We start from the raw sequence: 25,215 nt of genomic DNA, 5'->3' as shown, positions 1-25,215 counted from the left end.
ATGTGGGGGACTCCCGAGGCAGGGGACAGGTCGCTGGGCTCCCCCCGCAGAGCTCCTGCAGCACCCTAGGGCAGGCCCAGGGGACTCCGCACGGGGTCTCCGGAATCGGTCACCCCGGGCGACCTGCCCCGGCGTGAGCCGTGGGTCAGGGCAGCAGCCCACGCTCCCGGAGCGCGTCGCGCAGGCCGAAGCCGTCCGGGGCCCGGACCTCGAGACCCGCTGCCGGACCGGCGGGCGTCTCGTCGCGGGCCACGGCCGTCCCGTGACCCACGACCTGCTCGCCGAGGCTCAGCTCGCGGATCGCGATGCCGGCGACCCGGTCGGGATGCTCGGCGGCCACGTCGGCGTAGATCGTCGGGTCGTGCTGCCCGTCGTCCCCCACCAGCAGCCACGCCAGGTCGGGCAGCTCCGCCAGGAGCCGACGGAGCTGGGCGTGCTTGTGCTCCGCCCCGGACCGGAACCAGCCGGTGGGGGTGGGTCCCCAGTCCGTCAGCAGCAGGGGGCCAGGCGGGTATCCGTGGTGGTGGAGGAACCGGGCCAGGGCTCCGGCGGTGTTCCAGGCTCCGGTGGACAGATAGGCGACGAAGACGTCCGGGTGCGCTCGCCCCACCTCGGCGTAGAGCTCGGCCATGCCGGGCACCGGCGTACGAGCGCTCTCGCGGAGCAGGAAGGCGTTGCGGAAGGCGACCAGCGGCCGCGGCAGCATCGTCACGATCACGGTGTCGTCGATGTCGCTCACCAGGCCGAGGCGGGTGCCCGGGCCGACGACCCGCACGGACGCGGATGCCTCGGGGGCGTCCCCGGTCCTCATCGCGACCCGGTGCCAACCCGGCTCGAGGCTCGCCGGGACCTGGACGTCGACGTAGCCGTCCCGGTCGCTGGTGACCTCGTGAGCGCGCCCGTCGACGGTGACGGTGACGGGCTCACCGACCGCGGACGTCGAGACGAACCGGCGCCAGCCCCGCAGGTCGCTCGGCACGCCCGGCCCCTCGCGGTCCGGGCGCGGGCCGCCGGGGGGCGCCAGCAGCACTCGCGCGAGCACCCGCACCCAGGTGGTCGTCCCGTAGCCGACGTGCGGCACCACCCGGGGGACCCAGCCGCGTCCGAGGAGGGTGTCCTCGAGGACGCCGTGGAGCCGGGCCTCGACGCGGGCGGCCCGGTGCGGCTGGTCGGTCACCGCCCCATCATGGGCCAGCCCGGTCAGGCGCCGTCGAAGCCGTTGAGGAGGAGGAAGAAGACGAGGGTGCCGAGGGCGACCATCGCCACGCCCACCAGGGCTCCCGTCCAGCGGCCCTTGGTGGTGCTGGCGTGCGGACCCGCGATGCCAGGGAGCACCGACCCGACGATCGCCCCGAAGACGGCCATGGCCACGAACGCCGCCGGGAGGACCCAGTTCTCCGTGTCCTCGCCGTCGAGGAACAGCGCGGCGAGCGGGAGGCTGAAGACTCCGGCGGCGAGCAGCACCACGACCGCGAGGGGCCGGTGGAGCCCGGGGTGGCCCTCGGCCATCGCCCCACGACTTGAATCCATCTGTGACACAGCGGGACCGTATCGGCTTCGGGCGGTCTTTGACACCCCCGATGTGGGTGGCAGGATGACCCCGCGGTCCACGCGGTCCACGCGGGTCCGGCCGACCGGGCTCCCGACGCCGGCGGCGCCGCCCTGTAGTCAGGAGTTCCTGTGAAGCGTTTGACGTCCCTGCTCGCTGTGACCGCGTTCTCCGCGAGCCTCCTGACCGGCTGTGGCGGCGACGGCGGCGGTGGTGACGCCGACAGCTACTGCGACTCGCTCGAGTCGATCCAGAAGGACTTCGAGGACTTCGAGGCCGCCGACTTCTCCAACTTCGACGAGTTCACCGACCGCGTGGAGGCGCTGGCGGACGACGCTCCCGACGAGGTCAAGGAGGACTGGGAGGTCCTGACCAAGGCGTTCACGGCGTTCGTCGACGCGCTCGAGGAGGCTGGGCTCGAGCCGGCCGATCTCGAGGGCCTCGCCAACAACGAGCTGCCCGAGGGCGTCGACATGGAGGCGCTCACCGAGGCGATGACCGAGGCGCAGGCGCTCGGCAGCGAGGAGGTCGAGAAGGCCACCGAGAACATCGAGAAGCACGCCAAGGACGAGTGCAACATCGACCTCAGCGCGTCCTGAGGCGTCGGGGCCGACGGCTGCGGTGGCCGCGACGGCACCGCAGCCGGCCCCGCAACCAGCCTCGCAACCAGCCCCAGGGGCCGGTGTCGGGCTCCGGCCCTAGACTGAGGGCCCCGTGACCGACCTGCTGCTCCTGGCCCTCGCGCTGCTGCTCATCGCGGCCTGTGGGGTCTTCGTCGCGGCTGAGTTCGCCTTCGTCACGGTCGACCGCAGCACCGTCGACCGGGCGGCGGCTGACGGTGACAAGGCTGCGGCCGGTGTCCAGGACGCGCTGCGCACCCTCTCGACCCAGCTGTCCGGTGCCCAGGTGGGGATCACCGTGACCAACCTGGCCGTGGGCTTCCTGGCCGAACCGGTCGTCGCCGACGTGGTGCGCGGTCCGTTGACGACCATCGGGGTTCCGGACGGGGCGGTCGGTCCCACGGCCGTGGGCCTGGGACTGGTGGTGGGCACCGTGGTCACGATGATCTTCGGCGAGCTCGTGCCCAAGAACCTGGCGATCGCGCTGCCGTTGGCCACCGCGCGCGCCACCCAGGGCTTCATGCGTGGGTTCACCCGGGCCATCCGGCTACCGATCCGCGTGTTGAACGACACGGCCAACGCCATCGTTCGCAGGCTCGGGCTCGAACCGCAGGAGGAGCTGCGCTCCGCACGCAGCTCTGCCGAGCTGGCCTCGCTGATCCAGCGCTCCGCGTCGGTCGGGACCCTGGATCCGGACACCGCCGAGCTCATGGAGCGCTCGGTGGAGTTCGGCACCCGGACGGCGGGCGAGATCATGACGCCGCGGGTGCGGACCCTGTCCCTCGAGGACGGGGACCGGGCGATCAAGGTGATCGAGCTGGCCAGGTCCAGCGGGCACTCCCGATTCCCGGTCCTCGACGCGGACGACGCCGTGGTGGGCACCGTCCACGTCAAGAACGCGGTGGCGCTCCCGGTGCACGAGCGGGCGACGACCAGGGTCAAGCACCTCATGGCCAAGCCGATCGTGGTGCCCGACTCGCTACGGCTCGACCCCCTGCTGACGCTGTTGCGCGAGGACGGCTTCCAGCTGGCGGTGGTGCTGGACGAGTACGGCGGCCACGCGGGCATCGTGACGCTCGAGGACGTGGTGGAGGAGATCGTCGGGGACATCGCCGACGAGCACGACCGGTTCGGTTCGCGGGCTCGCAAGCGACGGGACGGGACCTGGCTGCTGTCCGGCCTGCTCCGTCCGGACGAGGTGGAGGACCTCACCGGGGTCCCGCTCCCGGAGTCGGAGGACTACGACACGGTCGCCGGCCTGGTCCTGCAGGTGCTCGGCCGCATCCCCGAGCGCGGGGACATCGCCGAGGTCCCCGTGGCCGACACCTCCGACGCCGACCAACCCCGGCAGCAGCTCGCCGTGCTCAGCGTCGAGCACATGGACGGGCTGCGGATCGACCGACTGGCGCTCCGCCTCCTCGACGGGGGCACGGACGCGTGAGCCTCCTCACCGCCCTCCTGGTGACCGCAGGACTCCTGGCCGCCAACGCGTTCTTCGTCGGCGCCGAGTTCGCGCTGATCTCGGCGCGCCGCAGCCAGATCGAGCCGCGTGCCCAGCAGGGCTCCCGGATGGCCAGGACGACCATTCGCGCGATGGAGGACATCTCACTGATCCTCGCCGGCGCGCAGCTCGGCATCACCGTGTGCTCGCTGGCGCTGGGCGCCGTGAGCGAGCCGGCCATCGCCCACTTCATCGAGCCGGCGTTCGAGGCGGTGGGCGTACCCGAGGAGTTCCTGCACCCGATCGCGCTGGTCATCGCCCTGAGCCTGGTCGTCTACCTGCACGTCGTGCTCGGTGAGATGGTGCCCAAGAACATCGCGATCGCCGGGCCCGAGCGGGCGGCGATCGTGCTCGGCCCGCCGATGTGGGCGATCGTCACCGTCCTCCGGCCGGTGATCACCAGCCTCAACGCCATCGCCAACCTGACCCTGCGGCTGCTCCGGGTCGAGCCCCAGGACGAGGTCAGCTCGACCTACACCCGTGAGGAGGTCGCAGCCCTGGTCGAGGAGTCCCGCGGCGAGGGCCTGATCGAGCCGGGCGAGTACGACCGGCTCGCAGGTGCGCTGGGCTTCACGGAGCGGACGGTGTCCACGGTGCTCATGCCGCCGGACTCGCTCACCACCGTGCGGCGCGGGTCGACCGCAGCGGACGTGGAGGCGCTGTGCGCCGCCACGGGCTACAGCCGGTTCCCCGTGGTCGACGACCAGGACGGCGGCCTGCTCGGCTACCTGCACATCAAGGACGTGCTCGAGACCGACGAGACCCTGCGTCAGCGGGTGGTCGAGGACAAGTGGGTGCGCCCGTTCGCGTCGGTCGCCGCAGATGACCTGCTGCACGACGCGCTCGAGACCCTGCAGCGCAAGGGAGCGCACATGGCCGTGGTCGTCGACGGGGACGGTGCGACCTTGGGCCTGGCCACGCTGGAGGACGTCATCGAGGAGCTCGTCGGCGAGATCCGGGACGCCGCGCACCACGAGGACCGTCCCGACGAGCGGCCCCCCGAGCGGCCTGCCGAGCGGCCTGCCGAGTCACTGTGAGGCCCACCATTACCCTTTGGTCGTGACTGAGCAGGAGCGGGGGGCGGATCGCGGGACGGAGGCCCGGAGCACCCGCGTCTGGACGCTGCCCAACCTGCTCAGCATGGCCCGGCTGGCGGGCGTGCCGGTGTTCCTCTACCTCGTCCTCGGCCCCGAGGAGGACGGCTGGGCCCTGGCCCTCCTGATGGTCTCCGGCGTCACCGACTACCTCGACGGTTATCTGGCCCGCAAGCTCGACCAGCAGACGGTGGTCGGCCAGATCCTCGACCCGGTCGCGGACCGCCTCTACATCCTCGCGGTCGTGGTCGGCCTCGCCCTCCGCGACGTCATCCCGTGGTGGCTGGCGATCTCGCTGCCGCTGCGTGACCTGCTGATGTGGGGGCTGGTGCCGCTCCTGCGCACCCGCGGCTACAGCGCGCTACCGGTCCACTTCCTCGGCAAGGCCGCGACCTTCAACCTCCTCTACGCCTTCCCCCTGCTCCTTCTGGGCGATGGCGAGGGGACGGTGGCCCGGCTGGCCGAGGTGTTCGGCTGGGCGTTCGCCTTCTGGGGTGTCGGGCTCTACTGGTGGGCGGGCGTGCTCTACGCCTACCAGGTCCACCGGCTCCTGGCGACCACCGAGCGCCGTCCGGCACGCCACCATCACCCGTCGCCTGCCGATGACTGAGACCCGCGAGCGGACGGCCGGCGACCGGGCCCGCACGCCGTTGCTGGAGCTGGTCACCCGGGAGTCGCTCGACCTCGACTACCAGGACGTCGCCCGGCGTCGTGGCGGTGCGGGCGGTGCGGGCGGTGCCGGCGGTGCCGGGGGGCCGACCCCGCACCGCGGGGCAGCGGTGGCCGTCGCCGTCTTCGGCCTGCTCGTGGCCGTCGCTGCGGTACAGAACTCGCGCAACGCCGACGTCGACGAGGCCAGCCGGAAGGCCTTGATCGACCGGGTCGAGACGCGGAAGGAGTCGGTGTCCTCCCTCCAGGACCGGATCATCGCGCTGAGGGAGCAGAACGACACGCTTTCAGAGCGCCTGGTGAGCCTGTCCTCCACCGCCCAGAACCTCGAGCGGACCCGGCTGGAGCTGGCGCTCGGCACGGGGTTCGTCGCGGCGGAGGGGTCAGGCTTGCGGGTCACCGTCGACGACCAGCCGCGAGGCGACCCCGACGGCCTCGTCCGGGCGACCGACCTCAGGGTCCTGGTCAACGGGCTGTGGGAGGCGGGGGCCGAGGCGATCGCGATCAACGGGCGGCGGCTGACCGCGCTCAGCGCGATCGTCAACTCCGACATCGCGATCCAGGTCAACAAGGGACCGCTGTCCCCGCCGTACGTGGTGGCGGCGGTGGGTGGGCAGAACCTGGACGCGGATTTCGTCGAGACCCAGTCCGGCCTCACCTTCCTGGCCCTGGCCGACCAGTTCGGATTCGTCGTCGAACGTGACAGTGTGCCGTCATTGCTCGTGCCTGCCGCACCACCGTCGATGCAGCAGCTGCGCTACGCCGAACGACCGTCGGCTGCCGGACCTGATGACGAGGAGGGGACGACCCCGTGATCGCAGTGCTCGGACTGGTGGTCGGGATCGTGCTGGGCCTGGTCCTGCAGCCCGATGTGCCGCGCGGCCTGGAGCCCTACCTGCCGATCGCGGTCGTGGCCGCGCTCGACGCCGTGTTCGGCGGGCTCCGCGCCTATCTGGACGGCATCTTCGACGACAAGGTGTTCGTCATCTCGTTCGCCAGCAACGTGGTGATCGCCGCCGGGATCGTGTTCCTCGGCGACCAGCTCGGGGTCGGGGGACAGCTGTCGACCGGGGTCATCGTGGTGCTGGGCATCCGGATCTTCGCCAACGTCGCGGCCATCCGCCGCCACCTGTTCCATGCCTGAGCCGCACGGGCCGGTCGAGCCGAGCGAGCCGGGCACGCCCGCCGCCGACGCGGACCCCGCCCGGGGGCGGCTCTGGCGCGCCCTGGTCCGGCCGGCCCGTCGTCAGCTGATCGTGGCGGCGCTGCTGGCCGTGGTCGGGTTCGCCGGGGTGACGCAGGTGCGCACCAACACCGTCGACGACACGTACGACGGCCTGCGCCAGCAGGACCTCATCGACATCCTCAACGACCTCGCCGGGACAGCTGTCGACCGGGGTCATCGTGGTGCTGGGCATCCGGATCTTCGCCAACGTCGCGGCCATCCGCCGCCACCTGTTCCATGCCTGAGCCGCACGGGCCGGTCGAGCCGAGCGAGCCGGGCACGCCCGCCGCCGACGCGGACCCCGCCCGGGGGCGGCTCTGGCGCGCCCTGGTCCGGCCGGCCCGTCGTCAGCTGATCGTGGCGGCGCTGCTGGCCGTGGTCGGGTTCGCCGGGGTGACGCAGGTGCGCACCAACACCGTCGACGACACGTACGACGGCCTGCGCCAGCAGGACCTCATCGACATCCTCAACGACCTCGCCGGGACGACGCAGCGCGCCCAGGCCGAGATCCAGCGACTCGAGACGACCCGCGACGACCTGCTGTCCGAGACCAGCTCTCGCGAGGCGGCGCTCGAGGCGGCCCGCAACGAGGTCGACACGCTGTCGATCATCGCCGGGACCGTCGCCGTCACCGGGCCCGGTGTGCGGATCACGATCAAGGAGGTCGCCGGCCAGGTCCGCGTGGAGCCGTTCATCGACATGGTGCAGGCGCTGCGCAGCGCCGGCGCGGAGGCGATCCAGATCAACGGGTCGGTCCGGGTGGTGGCCTCGACGTCGTTCCAGGACGCCGCAGGCGGGATCCTGGCCGGCGGGCAGGTCCTCAAGGCGCCGTTCGTCGTCGACGTCATCGGCGATCCCGAGGCCCTGGGGGCGGCACTGCGCTTCCCGGACGGCCCCGAGGACCAGTTCGCAGAGGACGACGTCGCAGAGCTGACCTACGACGAGCTGACCTCGCTCGACATCGAGTCGGTGCACGAGCCCACCCCACCGGAGGTCGCCGAGCCCGGGGGTGATGAGTAGGTTGGCGGCCATGTATCCAGATGACCTGCTGTACACCTCCGAGCACGAGTGGCTGCGCCGTCCCGGTGAGGCCGAGGGCTCGGTGCGGGTCGGCATCACCCACTACGCCCAGGACGCCCTGGGCGACATCGTCTACGTCTCCCTTCCCGAGATCGGCCAGAGCGTCGAGGCCGGGTCGACCTGTGGCGAGCTGGAGTCCACCAAGTCGGTCAGCGACGTCTACGCCCCGGTGTCGGGAGAGGTGGTCGCCCGCAACGACTCGCTCGACGCGACCCCCGAGCTGGTCAACAACGACCCCTACGGCGGTGGCTGGCTCTTCGAGGTCGTGCCGAGCGACCCCGGGCAGCTCGACGGGCTGCTCGACTCGGCCTCCTACGAGCAGTCGCTCGGCGGCTGAGCCCCGATCCGGGCGCGGATCGGGCCCGGGGACCGCGTGTCCGTGATCGGATACGGGGCTTCTTGATAGGTTCCGAGGACAGCACCAGCACAGCCCAGCCGGCCGCTCACGAGGGGAATGCACGATGCCGTTCTGCACGAACTGCGGGCATCGCAACCCTGACGAGGCGCGCTTCTGCTCGCAGTGCGGCACTCGCCTGGAGACCGCCCCGCCGGTCTCGTCGGAGGGGGCGGGGGAGTCGACGGCCACCATCCAGATCGGTGGTCCCCCGGACGCGACACCCAAGACCGACACCTCCGACCGGCTCAACCCGGTCGACGCCGCGGCGGTCGACGCGCTGCCGAGCGGTCACGCGCTGCTCGTCGTCCAGCGCGGACCGGGCTCGGGCAGCCGGTTCCTGCTCGACAAGGACGTGGTGCACGCCGGGCGCAACCCCGACAGCGACATCTTCCTCGACGACGTCACGGTCTCCCGTCAGCACGCCGAGTTCCACCGCACCGGTGACTCCTTCACCGTGACGGACTCGGGCAGCCTCAACGGCACCTACGTCAACCGGGACCGCATCGACACGGTCCACCTCACCGACGGGGACGAGGTCCAGGTCGGGAAGTACCGGCTGGTCTTCTTCGCGGGACACGCGTCTTGACCCCGGGCGCCGCACGGCCGGGCGCCGAGGAGCCGGTCTCCGGGCTGATGAACATCGGGCAGGTCCTCGAGCTCCTGCGCCCCGAGCACCCCACGATCAGCATCCCCAAGATCCGCTTCCTCGAGGAGCAGGGCCTGGTCTCCCCGGAGCGCACGCCGGCGGGTTACCGCAAGTACTCGCACGCCGACGTCGAGCGGCTGCGCTACGTCCTGGTGCTGCAGCGGGACCACCACCAGCCGCACAAGCGGATCGCCGAGATCCTCGACGCCATCGACCGGGGGCTGGAGCCGCCTCCACTGATGTCGCTGACGCCGACCGTTCCCGAGGTGGCGCTGTCGCCCGACGGGATGCCGAGCCCGGAGTCGTTCCGGCGTCATGACGACCTGCGGCTCTCCCGCAAGGAGGTGCTCAAGATCGCCGAGATCTCCGAGGAGCTCCTGAGCCAGCTGGAGGACTTCGGTCTCGTGGCCGCCCGGCCCGGGACCGGTCACTTCGACACCGATGCGCTGGTGGTGTGCACGACCGCGCGCGAGCTTGCCGAGTACGGGCTCGAGCCACGGCACCTGAGGGCCTTCAAGGCCGCCGCCGACCGAGAGGTCGGCCTGGTGGAGCAGGTCGTCGCCCCGCAGCGGCGGGCCACCGACGCGGCGGCCAAGGCCCGGACCGAGGACACGGTCGCGCAGATCGCGGCACTCTCGCTGAGGCTGCACGCGACCCTGGTGAAGTCCGGCCTCACCCGTCTCTGACGAGACTCTCTCGAGTCTCCGGCATCGCCGGGGTCCACATCTTCCTCGGCGGCGTAGGCTGGCGACGTGCGCGAAGTGGACGTCATGGGAGTCAGGGTCGAGATGCCCTCCAACCAGCCGATCGTGCTGCTGCGCGAGGTGACCGGCGAGCGCTACCTGCCGATCTGGATCGGCGCCGTCGAGGCCACCGCCATCGCCTTCGCCCAGCAGGGCGTGATCCCACCGCGACCGCTGACCCACGACCTGATGAAGGACGTGCTGGAGGCGACCGGCAACGAGCTCGAGGAGGTCCGGATCACCGAGGTCCGGGACGGGGTCTTCTTCGCCACGCTCGTCTTCGGCTCCGGCGCCGAGGTGAGCGCCCGGCCCTCGGACTCCATCGCCCTCGCGCTGCGCACCGGCAGCCGCATCGTCTGCGCCGAGGAGGTCCTCGACGAGGCGGGACTGGCCGTCCCTGCCGAGCAGGAGGACGAGGTCGAGAAGTTCCGCGAGTTCCTGGACCAGGTCACGCCCGAGGACTTCGACGCGCACTGATTGAGCGCTTGTCTACCCCCGCGAGCTTCGGCCGGCACGCACGATGGACGCTCGCTCCGCTTCGCGGGCTTCGCAGTCCATCGTGCGCGACGGCCGATCGCGGGGCGCGCTCGCTCCGCTCGCAGATTCAAGCGCCTGTGACTTCGAGCCGTCATGATGATGCTGCTGAGGCCGCTGCCCCGCGTGGAGCCTCAGCACCCTCAACCTCAGGATGAGGGTGAGACACACCTAGGCCCGGTCGTTGACCCGCTCACCCGCCCGACGTACCTTGAACTGTCGCCGTTGTAACTCCAACGCTGTCGTACGACCCCAGTGGAGCGAGCGGTACCGGGACTTCAGAGGAGCAACCGTGAACGAGCACGGAACGCATGGGCAGGACCCGCAGGCGAGTGCCGACGCGGCGCTGGCGGCCGAGGCGGCCGACGAGCAGGGTCTGCTCTTCACCGACGACGTCTCACCGCTGCCCAGCGACACCGGCTACCGCGGTCCCACCGCGTGCAACGCCGCCGGGATCACCTACCGACAGCTTGACTACTGGGCACGCACCGGGCTGGTCGAGCCCACGGTGCGCAGCGCCACCGGCTCGGGGTCGCAGCGGCTCTACTCGTTCCGCGACATCCTCATCCTCAAGGTGATCAAGCGCCTCCTGGACGCGGGCATCTCCCTGCAGCAGATCCGCACCGCGGTCTCGCACCTGCGTGAGCGGGGCACCGACGACCTCACCCGGGTCACCCTGATGAGCGACGGTGCCTCGGTCTACGAGTGCACCAGCAACGACGAGGTCATCGACCTGCTCCAAGGCGGACAGGGCGTCTTCGGCATCGCCATCGGCGGTGTGTGGCGCGAGATCGAGGGCACGCTGGCCGAGCTCCCGAGCGAGCGCACCGCGACCGACGAGGAGCCGGTGGCCGGCGACGAGCTCGCCGCCCGCCGCGCCGCGCGCCAGACCGGCTGACCCCTGAGGTACGTTTGACCTGCTGACCATCCCGCACGGGAGAGTCCTCGGGTCTGGATGACCGGGGCGCCGAAGGGGCAATTCCTCCCCGGAACCTCTCAGGCGCCAAGGACCGAGCGGGCCAGGCAACTCTGAAGTCCCACTGTGGGGGTGACAGAGGGGGAGGTTTCCGAGCCGTTCCCGGGAGCCCCCATGTCAGGATTCGTCGACCGCCACATCGGGCTGCGCCCCGCTGACATCGAGCGGATGCTGGAGGTCGTCGGGCACGAGTCGCTCGAGGCACTCATGTCCGCGGCCGTGCCCGGTGGGATCCGCACCGCCGCGTCGCTGGACCTGCCCCCGGCAGCCACGGAGGAGGACGTCGCCGCCGAGCTCCGGGCGCTGGCCGCGCGCAACCGGGTCGCCGAGCCGATGATCGGCCTGGGCTACCACGGCACCCTCACGCCCCCGGTGATTCGCCGGAACGTCCTCGAGGACCCGAGCTGGTACACCGCCTACACGCCCTACCAGCCCGAGATCTCCCAGGGCCGGCTCGAGGCGCTGCTGAACTTCCAGACCGTCGTGGGCGACCTCACCGGCCTGCCGACCGCCAACGCGTCCCTGCTGGACGAGGGCACCGCGGCCGCGGAGGCGATGACCCTGGTCCGCCGGGGCAACCGGAAGGCCACCGGACCGTTCGTGGTGGACGCCGACGCGTTGCCCCAGACCATCGAGGTGGTACGCACCCGGGCCGACGCCATGGGGATCGACGTCGTGGTGGCGGACCTCGCCGACGGGCTGCCCGAGGGCGAGCTCTGCGGGGTCCTGGTGCAGTACCCGGGCGCGTCCGGCCGGATCATCGACCCCCGACCCGTCATCGAGGAGGCGCACCGCCGCGACGCCCTGGCCGTCGTGGCCGCCGACCTGCTGGCCCTCACCCTGCTCGAGGCGCCCGGCGCGCTGGGGGCGGACGTCGTGGTGGGCTCGACGCAGCGGTTCGGCGTACCGCTGTTCTACGGCGGCCCGCACGCCGGCTACATGGCGGTGGCCGCCGGCCTCGAGCGGCACCTGCCCGGCCGCCTCGTCGGCGTCTCCGTCGACGCCGAGGGCCGGCCGGCCTACCGCCTCGCCCTCCAGACCCGCGAGCAGCACATCCGGCGCGACAAGGCCACCTCCAACATCTGCACCGCCCAGGTGCTGCTCGCCGTGGTGGCGTCGATGTACGCCGTCTACCACGGCCCCGAGGGGCTGAAGGCCATCGCGACCCGCACCCACGGGCTCGCCGCCCGGGCCGCCGCCTCCCTGGCCCATGCCGGTCTCGACGTGCTCACCAGCGACTTCTTCGACACCTTCCGGGTGGCGGTCCCCGGCCGGGCGGAGGCGATCGTCGCGTCCGCACGGGCGGAGGGGCTGCACCTGCTGCTGGTCGACGCCGACACGGTCGGGCTGTCCTTCTCCGAGGTGAGCACCGCTGCGACGCTCCGGAGGATCCACGCGGCGTTCGGGGTGACCCCTGCGCAGGTCGACCCCGTCGAGTCCCTGCCTACGGAGCTGGAGCGCTCCACGCCGTACCTCACCCACGAGGTCTTCTCGAGCCACCACAGCGAGACCCAGATGCTGCGCTACCTGCGCCGCCTGTCGGCGCGGGACTACGCCCTCGACCGGGGGATGATCCCGCTCGGCTCCTGCACCATGAAGCTCAACGCCACCACGGAGATGGAGCCGGTGTCGCTCCCGGGCTTCGCCGACCTGCACCCGTTCGCCCCCGCGGAGGACGCGTCCGGCTACGCCGACCTGGTCGCGCAGCTGGAGTCGTGGCTGGCCGAGGTGACCGGCTACGACTCGGTCTCCATCCAGCCCAACGCCGGCTCCCAGGGTGAGCTCGCCGGTCTGCTGGCCATCCGCGGCTACCACCGGGCCAACGGCGACGCCGCCCGCAACGTCTGCCTGATCCCGTCGTCCGCGCACGGCACCAACGCCGCGTCCGCGGTCATGGCCGGCATGCGGGTGGTCGTGGTCAAGGCCAACGACGACGGGTCGGTCGACCTCGACGACCTCCGTGCCCAGTGCGAGACCCACGCCGAGGACCTGGCGGCGATCATGGTCACCTACCCGTCGACGCACGGTGCCTACGAGGACTCGATCAGCGACCTCTGCAAGATCGTCCACGACCACGGTGGGCAGGTCTACGTCGACGGCGCCAACCTCAACGCCCTGCTCGGCTACGCCAAGCCGGGGGAGTTCGGCGGGGACGTCTCCCACCTCAACCTGCACAAGACGTTCTGCATCCCGCACGGTGGTGGAGGCCCCGGCGTCGGTCCCGTCGCGGTGCGTGCCCACCTGGCGCCGTACCTGCCCTCCCACGGGATGCACCCGGACCCCGCGAAGCGGGCGGGCATCGGGCCGATCAGCGCGGCGCCGTACGGCTCGGCGGGGATCCTGCCCATCTCCTGGGCCTACGTCCGGCTGATGGGCGCCGAGGGGCTCACCCGAGCGACCGCAGCCGCGGTGCTGTCGGCCAACTACGTCGCCGCCCGCCTCGGCGAGCACTTCCCGGTGCTCTACCGCGGCCACGGCGGGCTGGTCGCCCACGAGTGCATCCTCGACGTGCGCGGTCTGACCAAGGACTCCGGTGTCACGGTGGACGACGTCGCGAAGCGGCTCGTCGACTACGGGTTCCACGCCCCGACGATGTCGTTCCCGGTCGCGGGCACCCTGATGGTCGAGCCGACCGAGTCCGAGGACCTCGGCGAGATCGACCGGTTCTGTGACGCGATGATCGCGATCAAGGCCGAGATCGACCGGGTCGCTGCGGGGGAGTGGGCCCCCGAGGACTCCCCGCTGCGCGGGGCTCCGCACACCACCCGTGCTCTCGTGGGTGAGTGGGACCGTGGCTACTCACGCGAGCTCGCGGTCTTCCCGACCGGCCCCGACCCCGACAAGTACTGGCCACCGGTGGCCCGCATCGACCAGGCGTACGGCGACCGCCACCTGGTCTGTGCCTGCCCGCCGCCGGAGGCCTTCGCCGAGAAGGACTAGGACGGTCCTAGACCGCGCTCGACCAGAGCTCGGCGAGCCGCGGTGCGAGGGACCTCCCGGCAGCGGGAGGCGTGGTGCCCGGGGGCAGCGTGATGTTCTTGATGGTGCCCTGGCGGATGAACTCGCCCTTGCGGGTGTAGGCGATCCAGTCGATCCGCGTGCGACGGACGTTGAGGACGACCGAGCTGTTCTTGGTGACCTTGACCGTGCCGTCGGGCTCCTCCTCCTCGAAGGAGCCGTACAGGAACCGGATCTTGACGTCGGCCGGGTTGGTGACCTTGATCTTGCCGGGCTTGCCGGGCAGGGCCTTCGCGGTGACCTCCGGCTCGGGCTCGATCGTCACCGTCACCGTGCCCGGCACCAGCGTCTCGAAGTCGCACGCGTAGTAGGTGAAGGTGTAGGTGCCCGGCTTCGCCTCGGGATTGGCGTAGATGAACAGGAGGCCCTCGCCGACGGGGTCGGCGAACACGTGCCGGTAGGTCTTCTCACCCATCCGGCAGACAGCCAGGTCGTCCTTGCCGTCGGCGTCCGAGTCGTTCGCGAGCACGTCGACCTCGCGGACGTTGCCGGCGTACATCGAGGTGGCGTCAGGGACCGTCACCGGCGGCGCGGCCTGTGCGGCGGGGGCGGTCACGGCCAGTCCGAGCGCCGAGAGCGCCATGGTGAGCAGGGTGGCAGCGGCACGACGGCTCCGGGTCATGGCCGGAGCCTAACCCGGCTACTGGGCCGGAGAGACGCTCGACATGTTGAAGTCGGGCACCCGGATCGCGGGGGTCGCGGTCCGCGAGAAGTAGTCGTCGCCCCACTCGCGGCTGAAGCTGGGCTCGGTCGCCGACGCATGTGAGAACCGGCGGAGCAGGTCGACCGGGCTCTCGTTCCAGCGGAAGTTGTTCACCACGCCGACGATCTCGCCCCGCTCGACCTTGTAGACGCCGTCCCGGGTGAGCCCCGTGAGCAGGAGGGACTGCGGGTCCACCTCGCGGATGTACCAGAAGCAGGTCACCAGCAGGCCGTCGTCCATGCCCGCCACCAGGTCCTCGACCGAGCCGGACCCGCCCTCGACGTCGAGGACGAGGTTGTCGATCGCCGGCGTGACCGGCTGGCTGGTCATCGCGGCCGAGTGCCGGGTCTGGATCAGCGACGTGAGCTCGCCGCCGCGGATCCAGTCGGTGCGCTCGAGGCCGATGCCGTTGTCGAAGACCGAGCTCTCGTTGGACGACGACGTCGCCAACGTGAACGGGGCGCACTCCAGCCCCGGGTAGGCAGGCTCGGAGTAGAGGGTCACCTCGGGTCGGGTGATGCTCTCGCCGATCCGGGTGCCGGTGGGCCGGCGGCTGTAGACCGACTGGCCCTCCCAGGCGACCCGCGCGCCGGCGTACCAGTAGGCGTCGATCATCACGTCCGCGACCGAGCTCGGCGGCAGGATCGTGTCGTAGCGGCCCGCCTCGAGGTGGTGGCGGTGCTTGCCCCAGCCGAGGTGCTGCGCCAGCGTGGCGTCGAAGGCGAGAGGATCGACGTCGGCGAAGTCCCGGGTCGCGCCGCCCACCCAGGCGCTCTGGCTCAGGTCGGCAGGCTTGCCGGTGCACGCCCAGTGCCCGGTGGGCTGCACGTGGCGCAGCCGCAGGCCCGTCGAGGACCCGAGGTAGGTGGTGGTGACCTCGTGGTTGACGAAGCCGTAGAGCACCCGGCTCTCGGCGCCGGCACGGCCGAAGGCCTCGCCGAGGGCGGGCGCGAACTCGTCGTAGACGGTGATGTCGGTGCGGGCCGGCTCGGTCTCCCAGTCGCCGGACTGACGGTCGCGGACCAGCTCGGCGGCGTCCTCGGCAGGTCCGGCCGCCCGGGCGGCGGCGTAGGCCGCCTCGACGAGGTCGGTCACCTGGGCCTGCGTGCTCGCGCTCCCGCTCACCGAGCCCACGGAGGTGCCGCCGGTCTGGTTGACGAAGGCGATGACGGTGACCTGGATGTGGTGCATCACCCCGTTGGTCGTGAGGGTGTTGTTGGCCCAGCGCAGGTTGGCGCTGGTGGCGTCCCGGACGATGACGACCGTGTCGTCGGCGACCGAGGTCGCGAGCGCGTGCTCGACCAGGGACTGTGGCGTAGCGGTGCCGGCGGTGCTGGCGGTGGGGGAGGTCACTGGCCACCCTCCTCGGTGGTGTTGAGGATCCGGATGTCGCGGAACAGGGAGACCGGCGCGCCATGGCTGACCGCCGCGACCTGCCCCGGTTGGGCCTTGCCACAGTTGAAGGCTCCGTGCAGCTCCCAGGTCTGGGGGCCGCCGACCGCCTCCATGGCGCCCCAGAAGTCCGTCGTGGTGGCCTGGTAGGCGACGTCGCGCACCTGGCCGACGAGCTGGCCCTTCTCGATCCGGTAGAAGCGCTGGGCGGTGAACTGGAAGTTGAACCGCTGCATGTCGATGGACCACGACTTGTCACCGACGACGTAGAGGCCGTGCTCGACGCTCCCGATCAGCTCCTCGCGGCTCGGGCCGTCGGGGGCGGCCTGCAGCGAGACGTTCGCCATCCGCTGGATGGGGATGTGGCCGGGGGAGTCGGCGTAGGCGCAGCCGTTGGACCTCCCGCCGTTCAGCTCCGGCTTCATGTGGCCCATCGGGCGGTCGAGCTGGTAGCCGACCAGTACGCCGTCCTTGACGATGTCCCACGACTGGGTCTGGACGCCCTCGTCGTCGTAGCCGACGGTGGCCAGGCCGTGTTCGACGGTGCGGTCGCCGGTGACGTTCATGATGCGGGAGCCGTACTGGAGCGTGTTGAGCTTGTCGTACGTCGCGAACGAGGTGCCCGCGTAGTTGGCCTCGTAGCCCAGCGCGCGGTCCAGCTCGGTCGCGTGCCCGATCGACTCGTGGATGGTGAGCCAGAGGTTGGACGGGTGGATCACCAGGTCGTACCGGCCGGCCTCGATGCTCGGGGCCTTGAGCTTCTCCGCGAGCAGCTCGGGAACCTCGTCGAGCTCGGCGTCCCAGTCGTGGCCGCCCGCCGAGACGGGGTCGGTGAGGTACTCCCAGCCCCGTCCGACCGGCGGCGCGATGCTGGCCATGGAGTCGAAGGTGTCCGCACCCGCGCCCATCGCCTCGAACGTCGGGTGGATCCGGATCCGCTGCTGCGTCGTCGCCGTGCCGGCCAGGTCGGCGTAGTACTTGTTCTCCTGGACCTGCTGGGCCGAGGCGGAGGCGTGGTCGACGGCGGCGCCCTGGCGCAGCCGGTCGGTCCAGTCGACGAGCAGGTCGACCTTCTCCGCGGTCGGCACGTCGAGCGGGTTGACGACGTAGGACGAGACCCAGGTGACGTCGTCGTGGACCGGCTCGGGCGCGAGCTCGACGGGGACGGTGGTCATCTCCGCGGCCACCGTGGCCACGGCGACCGCGCTCTCGGCGAGCCGGACCGCCTCGTCCGTCGTGAGAAGCACGCCGGAGGCGAAGCCCCAGGCTCCGCGGTGGATGACCCGGACCGCGAAGCCGAGGTCCTCGGTGTCGCTCGCGCCCTGCAGCGAGCCGTCGCGCACGCCGACGTGCTGGTAGCGCACCCGCTCGAACCGGAAGTCCGCGTGGGTGGCGCCGAGCTCCTGGGCGCGGGCGAGGGCCGCGGCCCCCAGCTCGCGGTAGGGGAGCGCGGTGAAGGTGGGGTCGATCTCCGGCATGTGCCGAACCTATCTAAGGTTCTCCCCATGGCGGCTCCCGCATGGCTCGGCATCGGTGCCCAGCGCAGCGGGACGACCTGGTTCACCGACCTCCTGACCCAGCACCCGCAGGTCGGCCTCGGCACCAACGGCAAGAAGGAGCAGCACCTGCTCCACAAGGTCGCCGACGGCCGGGAGCCCGCGTCCGCCTATCTCGACCTCTTCCCCGACGACGGCGTACGCCGGGGGGAGTGGACGCCGCAGTCGCTCCGGCACGCCTCGGCACCGGCTGCCGCCGCGCGTCACGTGCCGGACGCGCCGGTCCTGGTGCTGCTGCGCGAGCCGGTGGAGCGGTTCCGGTCGGCGATGCGGCTGCACGCGACCCGGTTCGCGGCCACCGGCAGGTCGTCCTGGCCCTACCCGGTCCCGATCACCGTCCAGACCTGGACCGGTTTCTACGCCGACCAGCTGGCCGCGTGGGCACACCACGTGGGGCGGGACCGGATCCGGGTGATGGTCTACGAGACCGTGCGCGCCGACCCGCAGGCGTACGTCGACGAGGTGTGGCGCTCGCTGGGCCTGGATCCGGTTCCCCTCCACGACGTCGAGAGCGCCTCCGGGTCGAGCAGCCGCGCGGGCTGGGACTGGCCTGAGGGGCTGAGGGAGTCGCTCGAGGTGCTCTACGCCCCGCAGGTCTCGCGGCTGGCCGACGAGTGGGGGCTCGACCTCAGCGTGTGGCAGCCCCGGTAGCCACCCAGGCCCACGCGGTCACCTCGAACGGGCCGTCGCCGAGCCGCTCCCGGCACCGGTCGCGGAGCGCGTCGACCTGTGCGGGCGTGCGGGTGGCCAGGTAGTCGCCCACCGACCCGGCCGGCTCGCGGTAGGGCGCCCACCACTCGTCGAACGAGGCCATGGGGACGGTGACCGACAGCTCACCACCCCGGACGTCGGTGAGTCCGGCCTCCTCGAACATCCGCACCAGCTCGCCCTCGTGCGAGCCGGCCGAGGCCTCCGCCACGCCGCCGGGGTCGAGGTCCTGCACCGCGGCCCAGAACGGCGTGAGGGGACCCCGGCCCCCGGGGTGGTCCCAGACGCTCGCAGCCAGGGGCGCGCCCGGCTTGGCGACCCGGTGCATCTCGCGCAGCCCGCGCGCGGGGTCGCGCATGAAGTGAACGACGAGCTGGGCCAGGACGGCGTCGTAGCTGTCGTCGCGCCACGGCAGCTCCTCGGCCGAGCCCTCGCGGACGTCGACCCCGGGCAGCCGGGCGCGGGCGGCCTCCACGAAGCCGGCAGCCGGGTCGATCGCGTCGACCCGGTCCGCGCCGTACCTCTCGGCCAGGACGGCGGTCAGCACCCCCGGTCCGCAGCCCACGTCCAGCACCCGTCCGCCCGGTGGCACGTCGACCAGGTCGGCGAAGGCGGGGGCGAGCGGTTCGGAGAACCGCCCCATGAAGCGCGCGTAGGCGTCTGCGTCTCCGAAGGCCACGTCAGGACCCTACGGCGGACTCCCCGGTCTGTCCCCGGTCCGCTTCCCCGGAGACGAGCTCGTCCACGTCGGGGTCGGCGCGGAACAGCGCCTCGGCCTCCGGGGGCTCGGTGCGCCGGGACCTGGGAGTCCTGCCGACCATGGGCGGGACCTGGGCGGCGTCGTCGACCAGCTCGGGCGCCTGGATCTGGCGGACCGGCTCGTCGACGCTGGTGAGTGCCTCCAGCTCCTTCTCGGTGACCTGGAGGTCGCGGAACCGGCGCGCCTGCACGAGCACCCGGCCCTCGACCGACGCGATGGTCTCGTTGTAGGCGTTGACGCTGCTGCGGATCGCCCGGCCGAGCTTGTCGAACCGGCTGCCCATCTGGCCCAGCCGCTCGTGCAGCTCGCGACCGAGCCGGAACACCTCGGCGGCCGTCTCCGCCAGCGCGGCCTGCTTCCAGCCGTAGGACACGGCGCGCAGCATGCCGATCAGGGTGGTGGGCGTCGCGATCACGACGTTGCGGCCGATGGCGTACTCGTAGAGGTCGGGGTTCTGCTCGAGCGCGGCCACGAAGAACGCCTCGCTCGGGAGGAACAGCACCACGAACTCGGGGGACTCGCCGACCTTCCAGTACTTCTTGCCGGAGAGCTGGTCGACGTGGGTGCGCACGTGCCTGGCGAACGAGGTCAGGTGCGCGGCGCGCTGCTGCTCGTCCTCGGTCTCGGCGGCGTCCAGGAACGCCGCCAGCGGGACCTTGGAGTCGACGAAGACGTACTTGCCCTCGGCCAGGTGCACCCGCATGTCCGGCCGCAGCGACTGGCCGTCGCTCTGGGCGGTCAGCTGCACGTCGAAGTCGCAGCGCTCGACCATGCCGGCCATCTCAGCGACCCGCTTGAGCTGCGTCTCGCCCCACGACCCGCGCACCTGGGGCTTGCGCAGCGCGGTGACCAGCGACGCGGTCTCCTTGCGCAGCGCCTCACCGGTGTCGCGCACCTCCCGCACGTGGGCGCGCAGGTCGGTGGTCATCGCGACCCGCTCCTTCTCGACCTCGATGAGCCGGGCCTCGAACTTCTGCAGGCTCGCGGCGACCGGGGCGAGCAGCTGCTCGGTGGCCTGCAGGCGCTGGGCGGTGACCGTGTCGACGGCCTTGCCCTGGCGCTCGGCGGTCTCGCTGGACAGCGCCTTGAACTGGGCCAGCATCGCCTCACGGTCGGCTGCGATCTCCTGGGCGCGCGCCACGGCACCGTCACGCTCGGCGACCGCCTTGGCCACCTGGGCCTGCGCGTGGGCCACCATCGCCTCGGCCTCGGCGGCGCCGGTGCGGGCCTCGGCGGCCTCGGTGCGGACCTCGGCGGTCTCGGTCCGGGCGTTGGCCAGCTCCTCCCGGGTGCGGGCGAGCTCACGCTCGTCGCGGCTCGCCGACTGCTGGCGGCCGAGCAGCCAACCCACCGCCAGGCCGACGGCACCGAGGGCCAGGGCGAGGATCAGGAGCAGCGCGGTGGTCATGGAGGCATCGTCATACAGGGCACCGACAGAACCCCGGACCCCACGCCCGGCGATGCCAGGATCGGCCGAGGATCACAGGGTGAGACGCCAGCCGGCGACGTCGATCAGGAAGTGCGCGAGCACGAGCGCGCCGAGGTAGAACGTCGAGACCGCGAGGGCCGCGCCGACGCGGAGGACGAGCGAGCGGCGTCGTACGTGCGCGAACGCCGTCGCCGCGGCCCAGCCGAGCGCAGCCTCCGCGGGCACGACGTAGACCGCCACACCGAGCAGCCGGTGCGTGTCGCCGGTCGGCTCCCAGAGGCCCAGCGTGGGGGCGAGGAGCTCGGCGCCGAGGAAGATCCCGCCCGACAGCAGTGCCGCCCGCCACGGACGGCCGCCGCTCAGGGCGATGGCGGCGAACAGCGGCGCGACCCACATCGCGGCCATGGCGAGGGGGATCACGTCGTCGACGCGCGGGCCGCCCCGGTCGGGGAAGCGCAGCGTGCCCAGCAGGTCGGCGAGCACCCAGTCGGGGAGTACCTGGAAGACCGAGACGAGGGCGAGGAATCCCGCCAGGGCGAGCAGGTCGGTGTGGCCGGTGGCGCGACAGACCCAGAGCAGCGCAGCCACGTAGGCCACGACGCACGCCAGGACCCCCCAGCCCTCGGCCGGCGGGTCGAGCGACAGTGCGACCGCTCCACCGGCCAGCAGGGCGGCGTGCACGCCGATGACCGGGGCAGCCCCACGTCGGGTCGTGGCGAGGGTCGCGGTCACGGCGACAAGGTAGCGGTGACCGAGGCACGCGTCGGTCGGGTACCGCACGCCCCGCCGGCTCCCGTCGGCCCGACGAAGAGGTGGATCGTGGCACTGGTGACCGAGGTACTGCTCGTGAGCGGGGTGGCGCTGGACCTGGTCGGTGCGGGCGTCCTGTCCCACGCCCACAATGCCGAGTCGATCGTGGAGCTGCGCGAGGAGATCGACGACGGCGACGAGGGCGCCGCAGTCGGCGAGAGCGACGCCCTGGGCACCCACGCCCAGCTGCTGGCGGAGAAGCGGATCGGGTTCTTCCTGCTGACCGTCGGCCTGGTCCTCTACCTCACCGGCCTGGTGACCAAGAGCCCCGAGGGGGTCGCGCTCATGGGGACGATCGCCGTCGCGGTGGTGCTGGCCGGCCTGGTGACCAGCGTGGTCTTCACCCGGGTGGTCGGCAGCCGGGTCCACGAGCAGGCCCGCCGGGCCCAGGAGCAGGACGACCCGGACGCGCTGCCGGAGCAGTAGCGGCTGGCCGCGGCGGCCCGACGGCCGGACCTCGTCGCTCGTGAGGGCCCCTGGGTGACGAGACCGGTCAGCAGTACTTGACGGTCCGCTCCGACGAGGTGAAGCCGAAGAGCCCGAGCCCGGCTCGCCGGGCCAGGTCGACGGCCAGGCTGGTCGGCGCGCCGACCGCGACCAGGGAGCCGACGCCCGCCGCCACCGCCTTCTGCACCAGCTCGAACCCGGCCCGGCCGCTGACGACCAGGCACGCCTCGGCGGGGGAGAGGCCGGCGAGGACCCGCGAGCCAGTCACCTTGTCGACCGCGTTGTGCCTGCCGACGTCCTCGCGCACGACCACCACCTCGCCGGCGGCCGTGACGAGCGCGGCGGCGTGCACGCCTCCGGTCCGATCGAACACCGGCTGCTGCTCGCGGACCAGGTCCGGCAGGCGGCGTACGACGCCGGGCTCGGGCAGCGCACCGGACCAGCGGACCGCGGAGGGAGCCGCCAGGGCCTCGGCGATGCTGTCCTTCCCGCACACGCCGCAGGCGGAGGACCCGGACGACGACGCGGGGTGCCGGTGGCCGGGGTCCCGCGGTGGCGCCCCGCCGAGGGTGAGCGTCACGACGTTGAACCGTTCGTCCTCGCTGAGCTCCTGGTCCGTGCAGTAGGCGACGGTGTCCACGGCGGTCGCGAGCCCCTCGTGGACCGCCCAGCCGGCCGCGAGCTCGAAGTCGTGGCCGGGCGTGCGCATCGTCACCCACACCCGTCGAGCCGGGGAGCCGGGCCAGGCCAGCCGGATCTCGAGCGGCTCCTCGGTCGCCAGCCGGTCCTCGTGGTGCCGGTCCGCCGAGTCGGTGAGCTCGTCGACGGTCGTGCGCACCGTGGGTTTGCGACGGCTCACCGCTGCTCACCCATGGGGGTAGGCGCGCCGCACCGCGAGCAGCCGCTCGAGCCCGGCGGCCTCGTCGGCCAGGCGGCGGCGCAGCGACAGGTCGAGCGAGCCGTCCGCCACCAGCGCCTGCGCCTTGTCGAGCGTCTCCTCCTCGAGCGAGGTGACCGGGAAGAAGTACTGCGCGGCGTCGGCGAGCATCCACCCGCTGCGGACCCGGACCGTGTCGGGGAGGTCGGCGAAGTACCTGTCGACGTACGGCGCGGTGACCGCGTCCTGGCCGCCGCGCCAGAGGCCCTCGCCCGCGGCCGACAGCTCGTAGTTGGCGACCTCGGTCTCACCGGTGAAGCAGGACCACGCCCAGGCCTTGGCCTCGGGACTCGGCAGCGAGGCACGCGCCTTGGCGTGACTCACGCGGGCGTCCCCGGTGGGCTCGAGGGCCAGCTCGGAGTCGAGCCGGGCCAGGTCGACGGCCCCGAGGGTGGCGAGACGGCTCAGGACCCGCCACCGGAGGTCGACGTCCAGCGCGGTGCCGTCGGGCAGGTCGGAGCCGCTGCACCACCGCTCGAGGGCGGCGACATCGGTGGAGGTCGCCACGACGGTGCGGAAGGCAGCGAGCTGCTGACCAGACCCGGGTTCGATGGCTGCGAGCTTGCGGACCGCCGCGTCGTGGACGCGCTCCAGGGCTCCCGCGCCCGCCAGGGGGACGACCGAGCCGAGGAGCCAGTGCATCGTGCGGCGCTCGGCGTCCTCGGTGTCCTCGATCGGCAGGCTCGCGACGGCGACGTCCAGCACGTCCGCCGGGTCCAGGCCACCCTGGTGGTAGCCGCTGCGCAGGTTGTCCCAGATCCCGGCGCGCAACAGGCCGTCGTCGACGCCCGGCAGCAGGTCGACGAGCGCACGTACGGTGGTCCGGTCGGGCACCGACGCCACCCAGCTCTCGGCGTACGCGTCGAGGATCACCGCCGCGTCGGCCGGCAGGTCCACGATCGGTGTCTCGGGCGAGTCCAGCACGAGCGTGCGGTCGGTCCAGACGCCGTCGAGGCCGACCGCGGCCCGGATGGTGTGCGGGCGGTCGGCCGGGTGCATCGCCGGAGGGGTACGTCGCACGACCCCGGCAGCGCGGTCCAGCGTCAGGGTGTCCGGGCCCGACGTGCGCAGCCAGTTGGTGGTGAAGGCGTCCAGCTCGCCGGCGCCGGCGCGCTCCCAGCTCCCGACGAGGTCGAGCATCGTGGCGTTCGCGAACCGGTGCCGGGTGAGGTGGTCGACGACGCCGTCGAAGAAGACCTGGTCACCCATGGAGGCGTTGAGCTGCTTGAGGATGCTCGAGCCCTTGGCGTAGGAGATGCCGTCGAAGTCCTGAAGTGCGGCGGACGCGTCGACGGCACCGTTGCCGGCGACGGGATGGGTGTTCGGCCCCTGGTCGGCCACCAGTCCCCACTGACGCCGGGCATAGGTCATGTCGGTCCACACGTCGTCGAACTCGGTGACGTCGGCGGTGACCCGGTTGCCGAGGTACTCGGCGAACGACTCGTTGAGCCAGAGGTCGTCCCACCATGCCGGCGTGACGATGTCCCCGAACCACTGGTGCGCCATCTCGTGCGCGATCGTGCTGGCCCGGGCGATGTGCCTGGCCCGGGTGACCCGGCTGGAGAAGACCAGCGGGTCCCGGAAGGTCACGCAGCCGGGGTTCTCCATGGCACCGGCGTTGAACTCCGGCACGAACGCCTGGTGGTAGTCGCCGAACGGGTAGCGGATGCCGAACAGCCGGTGCAGCTCGTCGAAGGACTGCTTGGTGACGGTCAGGATCTCCTCGGCGTCCTTGTCGAGGGCCGTGGCGAGGCTCAGCCGCGCGCTGAGGCCCAGGGGGATGCCGTCGTGCTCGTCGCGGATGACGTGGTACGGCCCCGCGACCAACGTGACGAAGTAGGTCGACAGCGGGGGAGTGGGCGCGAAGTCCCATCGCGACCTGCCCGCCCCGTCGTCGGCGGGCTCGACCCACGGTGCGTTGCCGATCACCACCCAGTCGGAGGGTGCGGTGACGTGCAGCGTGTACGGCGCCTTGAGGTCCGGCTGGTCGAAGCACGCGTAGACGCTCGGTGCCGCGTCCATGAAGCTCATGCCGTAGACGTAGGGACGGCCGTCCGCGGGATCGACGCTGCGGTGCAGGCCCTCGCCGTCACGGCGGAACGGCATGGTCGCGTCGACGACGACCTCGTGGTGACCCTCGGGCAGGTCGAGGGGGAACCGGCCCCGGTCCAGCAGGTCGACGTCGAGAGGTCGGCCGTCGAGCCGGACCGCGTGCAGGACCACCGGCTTGACGTCGAGGAAGGTGGCGCCACCCCGGCTGTCGAGGCTGATCGTGGTGACCGATCCGAACGTCCCCTCGTCCCGGGACAGGTCGAGCTCCACGTCGTACGACGTCAGGGTGAGGAGCCGGCGGCGCGCCAGCGCCTCGGTGTGCTGGAGGGAGGCGTGGGGAGAGCTCACCGAGCCAGCGTATGGATACGT

At 72.0% G+C, this 25,215-nt stretch carries 25 protein-coding genes, 1 pseudogene and 1 riboswitch; of the genes and pseudogenes, 16 read left to right on the top strand and 10 right to left on the bottom strand.

Annotated elements, in window-relative coordinates:
- Positions 1–145 precede the first annotated feature (145 nt).
- Together JHD21_RS01880 and JHD21_RS01875 are read right to left on the bottom strand one after the other, a co-directional pair.
- Positions 146–1,177 carry a phosphatase domain-containing protein gene (locus JHD21_RS01880; protein ID WP_292671199.1) on the bottom strand — a complete coding sequence of 344 codons (1,032 nt, stop codon included), beginning with the start codon at positions 1,175–1,177 and terminating at the stop codon, positions 146–148.
- A gap of 23 nt (positions 1,178–1,200) precedes the next feature.
- The gene (locus tag JHD21_RS01875) at positions 1,201–1,539 is read right to left on the bottom strand and encodes a hypothetical protein (RefSeq protein WP_292671197.1); all 339 of its coding nucleotides are present in this window, start codon (positions 1,537–1,539) and stop codon (positions 1,201–1,203) included.
- Between the two features lie 141 nt (positions 1,540–1,680).
- Between JHD21_RS01875 and JHD21_RS01870 the strand changes: the two genes are divergently transcribed.
- The 14 genes and pseudogenes from JHD21_RS01870 (at position 1,681) to gcvP (ending at position 13,974) form a co-directional block, all read left to right on the top strand.
- Positions 1,681–2,148: a hypothetical protein gene (locus JHD21_RS01870; protein ID WP_292671195.1), complete on the top strand. Its 468-nt coding sequence runs from the start codon at positions 1,681–1,683 to the stop codon at positions 2,146–2,148.
- Positions 2,149–2,263: 115 nt separating this feature from the next.
- Entirely contained in the window at positions 2,264–3,610 is a 1,347-nt protein-coding gene (locus JHD21_RS01865; protein ID WP_292671193.1) for a hemolysin family protein, read from the top strand.
- The gene (locus tag JHD21_RS01860; RefSeq protein ID WP_292671191.1) at positions 3,607–4,707 is read left to right on the top strand and encodes a hemolysin family protein; all 1,101 of its coding nucleotides are present in this window, start codon (positions 3,607–3,609) and stop codon (positions 4,705–4,707) included. Before JHD21_RS01865 ends, JHD21_RS01860 begins: the two co-directional genes overlap by 4 nt.
- A 22-nt stretch (positions 4,708–4,729) precedes the next feature.
- A complete protein-coding gene (locus JHD21_RS01855; RefSeq protein WP_292671189.1) occupies positions 4,730–5,374 on the top strand; it encodes a CDP-alcohol phosphatidyltransferase family protein in 645 nt (214 codons plus the stop codon).
- Positions 5,367–6,248: a DUF881 domain-containing protein gene (locus JHD21_RS01850; RefSeq protein ID WP_292671187.1), complete on the top strand. Its 882-nt coding sequence runs from the start codon at positions 5,367–5,369 to the stop codon at positions 6,246–6,248. Before JHD21_RS01855 ends, JHD21_RS01850 begins: the two co-directional genes overlap by 8 nt.
- Positions 6,245–6,577, top strand: a complete 333-nt coding sequence (locus JHD21_RS01845; RefSeq protein ID WP_292671186.1) for a small basic family protein — start codon at positions 6,245–6,247, stop codon at positions 6,575–6,577. Before JHD21_RS01850 ends, JHD21_RS01845 begins: the two co-directional genes overlap by 4 nt.
- A 239-nt stretch (positions 6,578–6,816) precedes the next feature.
- Positions 6,817–6,903: pseudogene (locus JHD21_RS01840) on the top strand (DUF1290 domain-containing protein); the annotation flags it as partial.
- Positions 6,896–7,678 (top strand): DUF881 domain-containing protein, encoded by a 783-nt coding sequence (locus JHD21_RS01835; protein ID WP_292671184.1) that lies wholly within the window; start codon positions 6,896–6,898, stop codon positions 7,676–7,678. The pseudogene JHD21_RS01840 and the gene JHD21_RS01835, both read left to right, overlap by 8 nt.
- Before the next feature lie 10 nt (positions 7,679–7,688).
- Positions 7,689–8,075: a glycine cleavage system protein GcvH gene (gene gcvH / locus JHD21_RS01830; RefSeq protein WP_292671183.1), complete on the top strand. Its 387-nt coding sequence runs from the start codon at positions 7,689–7,691 to the stop codon at positions 8,073–8,075.
- A gap of 124 nt (positions 8,076–8,199) precedes the next feature.
- Positions 8,200–8,721 carry an FHA domain-containing protein gene (locus tag JHD21_RS01825; protein ID WP_292671181.1) on the top strand — a complete coding sequence of 174 codons (522 nt, stop codon included), beginning with the start codon at positions 8,200–8,202 and terminating at the stop codon, positions 8,719–8,721.
- A complete protein-coding gene (locus tag JHD21_RS01820; RefSeq protein ID WP_292671179.1) occupies positions 8,718–9,467 on the top strand; it encodes a MerR family transcriptional regulator in 750 nt (249 codons plus the stop codon). Before JHD21_RS01825 ends, JHD21_RS01820 begins: the two co-directional genes overlap by 4 nt.
- 66 nt (positions 9,468–9,533) lie before the next feature.
- Entirely contained in the window at positions 9,534–10,001 is a 468-nt protein-coding gene (locus JHD21_RS01815; RefSeq protein WP_292671177.1) for a bifunctional nuclease family protein, read from the top strand.
- 403 nt (positions 10,002–10,404) lie between these two features.
- The gene (locus JHD21_RS01810) at positions 10,405–10,956 is read left to right on the top strand and encodes a MerR family transcriptional regulator (RefSeq protein ID WP_292671201.1); all 552 of its coding nucleotides are present in this window, start codon (positions 10,405–10,407) and stop codon (positions 10,954–10,956) included.
- Between the two features lie 26 nt (positions 10,957–10,982).
- A riboswitch (glycine riboswitch) is annotated at positions 10,983–11,081 on the top strand.
- Positions 11,082–11,148: 67 nt separating this feature from the next.
- Positions 11,149–13,974 carry an aminomethyl-transferring glycine dehydrogenase gene (gene gcvP, locus JHD21_RS01805; RefSeq protein WP_292671176.1) on the top strand — a complete coding sequence of 942 codons (2,826 nt, stop codon included), beginning with the start codon at positions 11,149–11,151 and terminating at the stop codon, positions 13,972–13,974.
- A 7-nt stretch (positions 13,975–13,981) separates the two neighbouring features.
- On the opposite strand, the gene JHD21_RS01800 is transcribed toward gcvP, so the two are convergent.
- From JHD21_RS01800 to JHD21_RS01790, 3 genes are read right to left on the bottom strand one after another with little or no spacing between them, the layout of a single operon-like run.
- Positions 13,982–14,674 carry an Ig-like domain-containing protein gene (locus tag JHD21_RS01800; RefSeq protein ID WP_292671175.1) on the bottom strand — a complete coding sequence of 231 codons (693 nt, stop codon included), beginning with the start codon at positions 14,672–14,674 and terminating at the stop codon, positions 13,982–13,984.
- An 18-nt stretch (positions 14,675–14,692) separates the two neighbouring features.
- A complete protein-coding gene (locus JHD21_RS01795; RefSeq protein ID WP_292671173.1) occupies positions 14,693–16,108 on the bottom strand; it encodes a metallopeptidase TldD-related protein in 1,416 nt (471 codons plus the stop codon).
- Complete coding sequence (locus JHD21_RS01790; RefSeq protein ID WP_292671171.1) at positions 16,105–17,625, bottom strand: TldD/PmbA family protein; 1,521 nt, start codon at positions 17,623–17,625, stop codon at positions 16,105–16,107. The genes JHD21_RS01795 and JHD21_RS01790 overlap by 4 nt, the downstream gene beginning before the upstream one ends.
- 27 nt (positions 17,626–17,652) lie before the next feature.
- Here JHD21_RS01790 and JHD21_RS01785 point away from each other — a divergent pair, with 27 nt between their 5' ends.
- Positions 17,653–18,354 (top strand): sulfotransferase, encoded by a 702-nt coding sequence (locus JHD21_RS01785; RefSeq protein WP_292671169.1) that lies wholly within the window; start codon positions 17,653–17,655, stop codon positions 18,352–18,354.
- Here JHD21_RS01785 and JHD21_RS01780 read toward each other — a convergent pair.
- From JHD21_RS01780 to JHD21_RS01770, 3 genes are all read right to left on the bottom strand, one after another.
- Positions 18,332–19,090: a class I SAM-dependent methyltransferase gene (locus JHD21_RS01780; protein WP_292671168.1), complete on the bottom strand. Its 759-nt coding sequence runs from the start codon at positions 19,088–19,090 to the stop codon at positions 18,332–18,334. The genes JHD21_RS01785 and JHD21_RS01780 overlap by 23 nt on opposite strands.
- 1 nt (position 19,091) lies before the next feature.
- Positions 19,092–20,579 (bottom strand): DNA recombination protein RmuC, encoded by a 1,488-nt coding sequence (locus JHD21_RS01775; protein WP_292671167.1) that lies wholly within the window; start codon positions 20,577–20,579, stop codon positions 19,092–19,094.
- Between the two features lie 72 nt (positions 20,580–20,651).
- Positions 20,652–21,332 (bottom strand): hypothetical protein, encoded by a 681-nt coding sequence (locus JHD21_RS01770; RefSeq protein ID WP_292671166.1) that lies wholly within the window; start codon positions 21,330–21,332, stop codon positions 20,652–20,654.
- A 96-nt stretch (positions 21,333–21,428) separates the two neighbouring features.
- Between JHD21_RS01770 and JHD21_RS01765 the strand changes: the two genes are divergently transcribed.
- Complete coding sequence (locus JHD21_RS01765; RefSeq protein ID WP_292671165.1) at positions 21,429–21,836, top strand: hypothetical protein; 408 nt, start codon at positions 21,429–21,431, stop codon at positions 21,834–21,836.
- Positions 21,837–21,903: 67 nt separating this feature from the next.
- Here the strand turns inward: JHD21_RS01765 and JHD21_RS01760 are convergent, their stop codons facing one another.
- Together JHD21_RS01760 and pepN are read right to left on the bottom strand one after the other, a co-directional pair.
- Positions 21,904–22,716, bottom strand: a complete 813-nt coding sequence (locus tag JHD21_RS01760) for a formate dehydrogenase accessory sulfurtransferase FdhD (RefSeq protein ID WP_292671164.1) — start codon at positions 22,714–22,716, stop codon at positions 21,904–21,906.
- Between the two features lie 6 nt (positions 22,717–22,722).
- Positions 22,723–25,194 carry an aminopeptidase N gene (gene pepN / locus JHD21_RS01755; protein WP_292671163.1) on the bottom strand — a complete coding sequence of 824 codons (2,472 nt, stop codon included), beginning with the start codon at positions 25,192–25,194 and terminating at the stop codon, positions 22,723–22,725.
- Positions 25,195–25,215 lie beyond the last annotated feature (21 nt).

Source organism: Nocardioides sp. (genome assembly GCF_016462705.1).
Classification (GTDB): Bacteria; Actinomycetota; Actinomycetes; order Propionibacteriales; family Nocardioidaceae; genus Nocardioides.
Note: the sequence above shows the minus strand (reverse complement) of the source record. Positions and strands in the feature narration are given on the sequence as shown.

Coding starts and splice junctions, on each gene's coding strand:
- gcvH (WP_292671183.1), top strand. CDS start 7,689: ATGTATCCAGATGACCTGCTGTACACCTCCGAGCACGAGTGGCTGCGC.
- JHD21_RS01825 (WP_292671181.1), top strand. CDS start 8,200: ATGCCGTTCTGCACGAACTGCGGGCATCGCAACCCTGACGAGGCGCGC.
- JHD21_RS01835 (WP_292671184.1), top strand. CDS start 6,896: ATGCCTGAGCCGCACGGGCCGGTCGAGCCGAGCGAGCCGGGCACGCCC.
- gcvP (WP_292671176.1), top strand. CDS start 11,149: ATGTCAGGATTCGTCGACCGCCACATCGGGCTGCGCCCCGCTGACATC.
- JHD21_RS01850 (WP_292671187.1), top strand. CDS start 5,367: ATGACTGAGACCCGCGAGCGGACGGCCGGCGACCGGGCCCGCACGCCG.
- JHD21_RS01790 (WP_292671171.1), bottom strand. CDS start 17,625: ATGCCGGAGATCGACCCCACCTTCACCGCGCTCCCCTACCGCGAGCTG.
- JHD21_RS01785 (WP_292671169.1), top strand. CDS start 17,653: ATGGCGGCTCCCGCATGGCTCGGCATCGGTGCCCAGCGCAGCGGGACG.
- JHD21_RS01775 (WP_292671167.1), bottom strand. CDS start 20,579: ATGACCACCGCGCTGCTCCTGATCCTCGCCCTGGCCCTCGGTGCCGTC.
- JHD21_RS01800 (WP_292671175.1), bottom strand. CDS start 14,674: ATGACCCGGAGCCGTCGTGCCGCTGCCACCCTGCTCACCATGGCGCTC.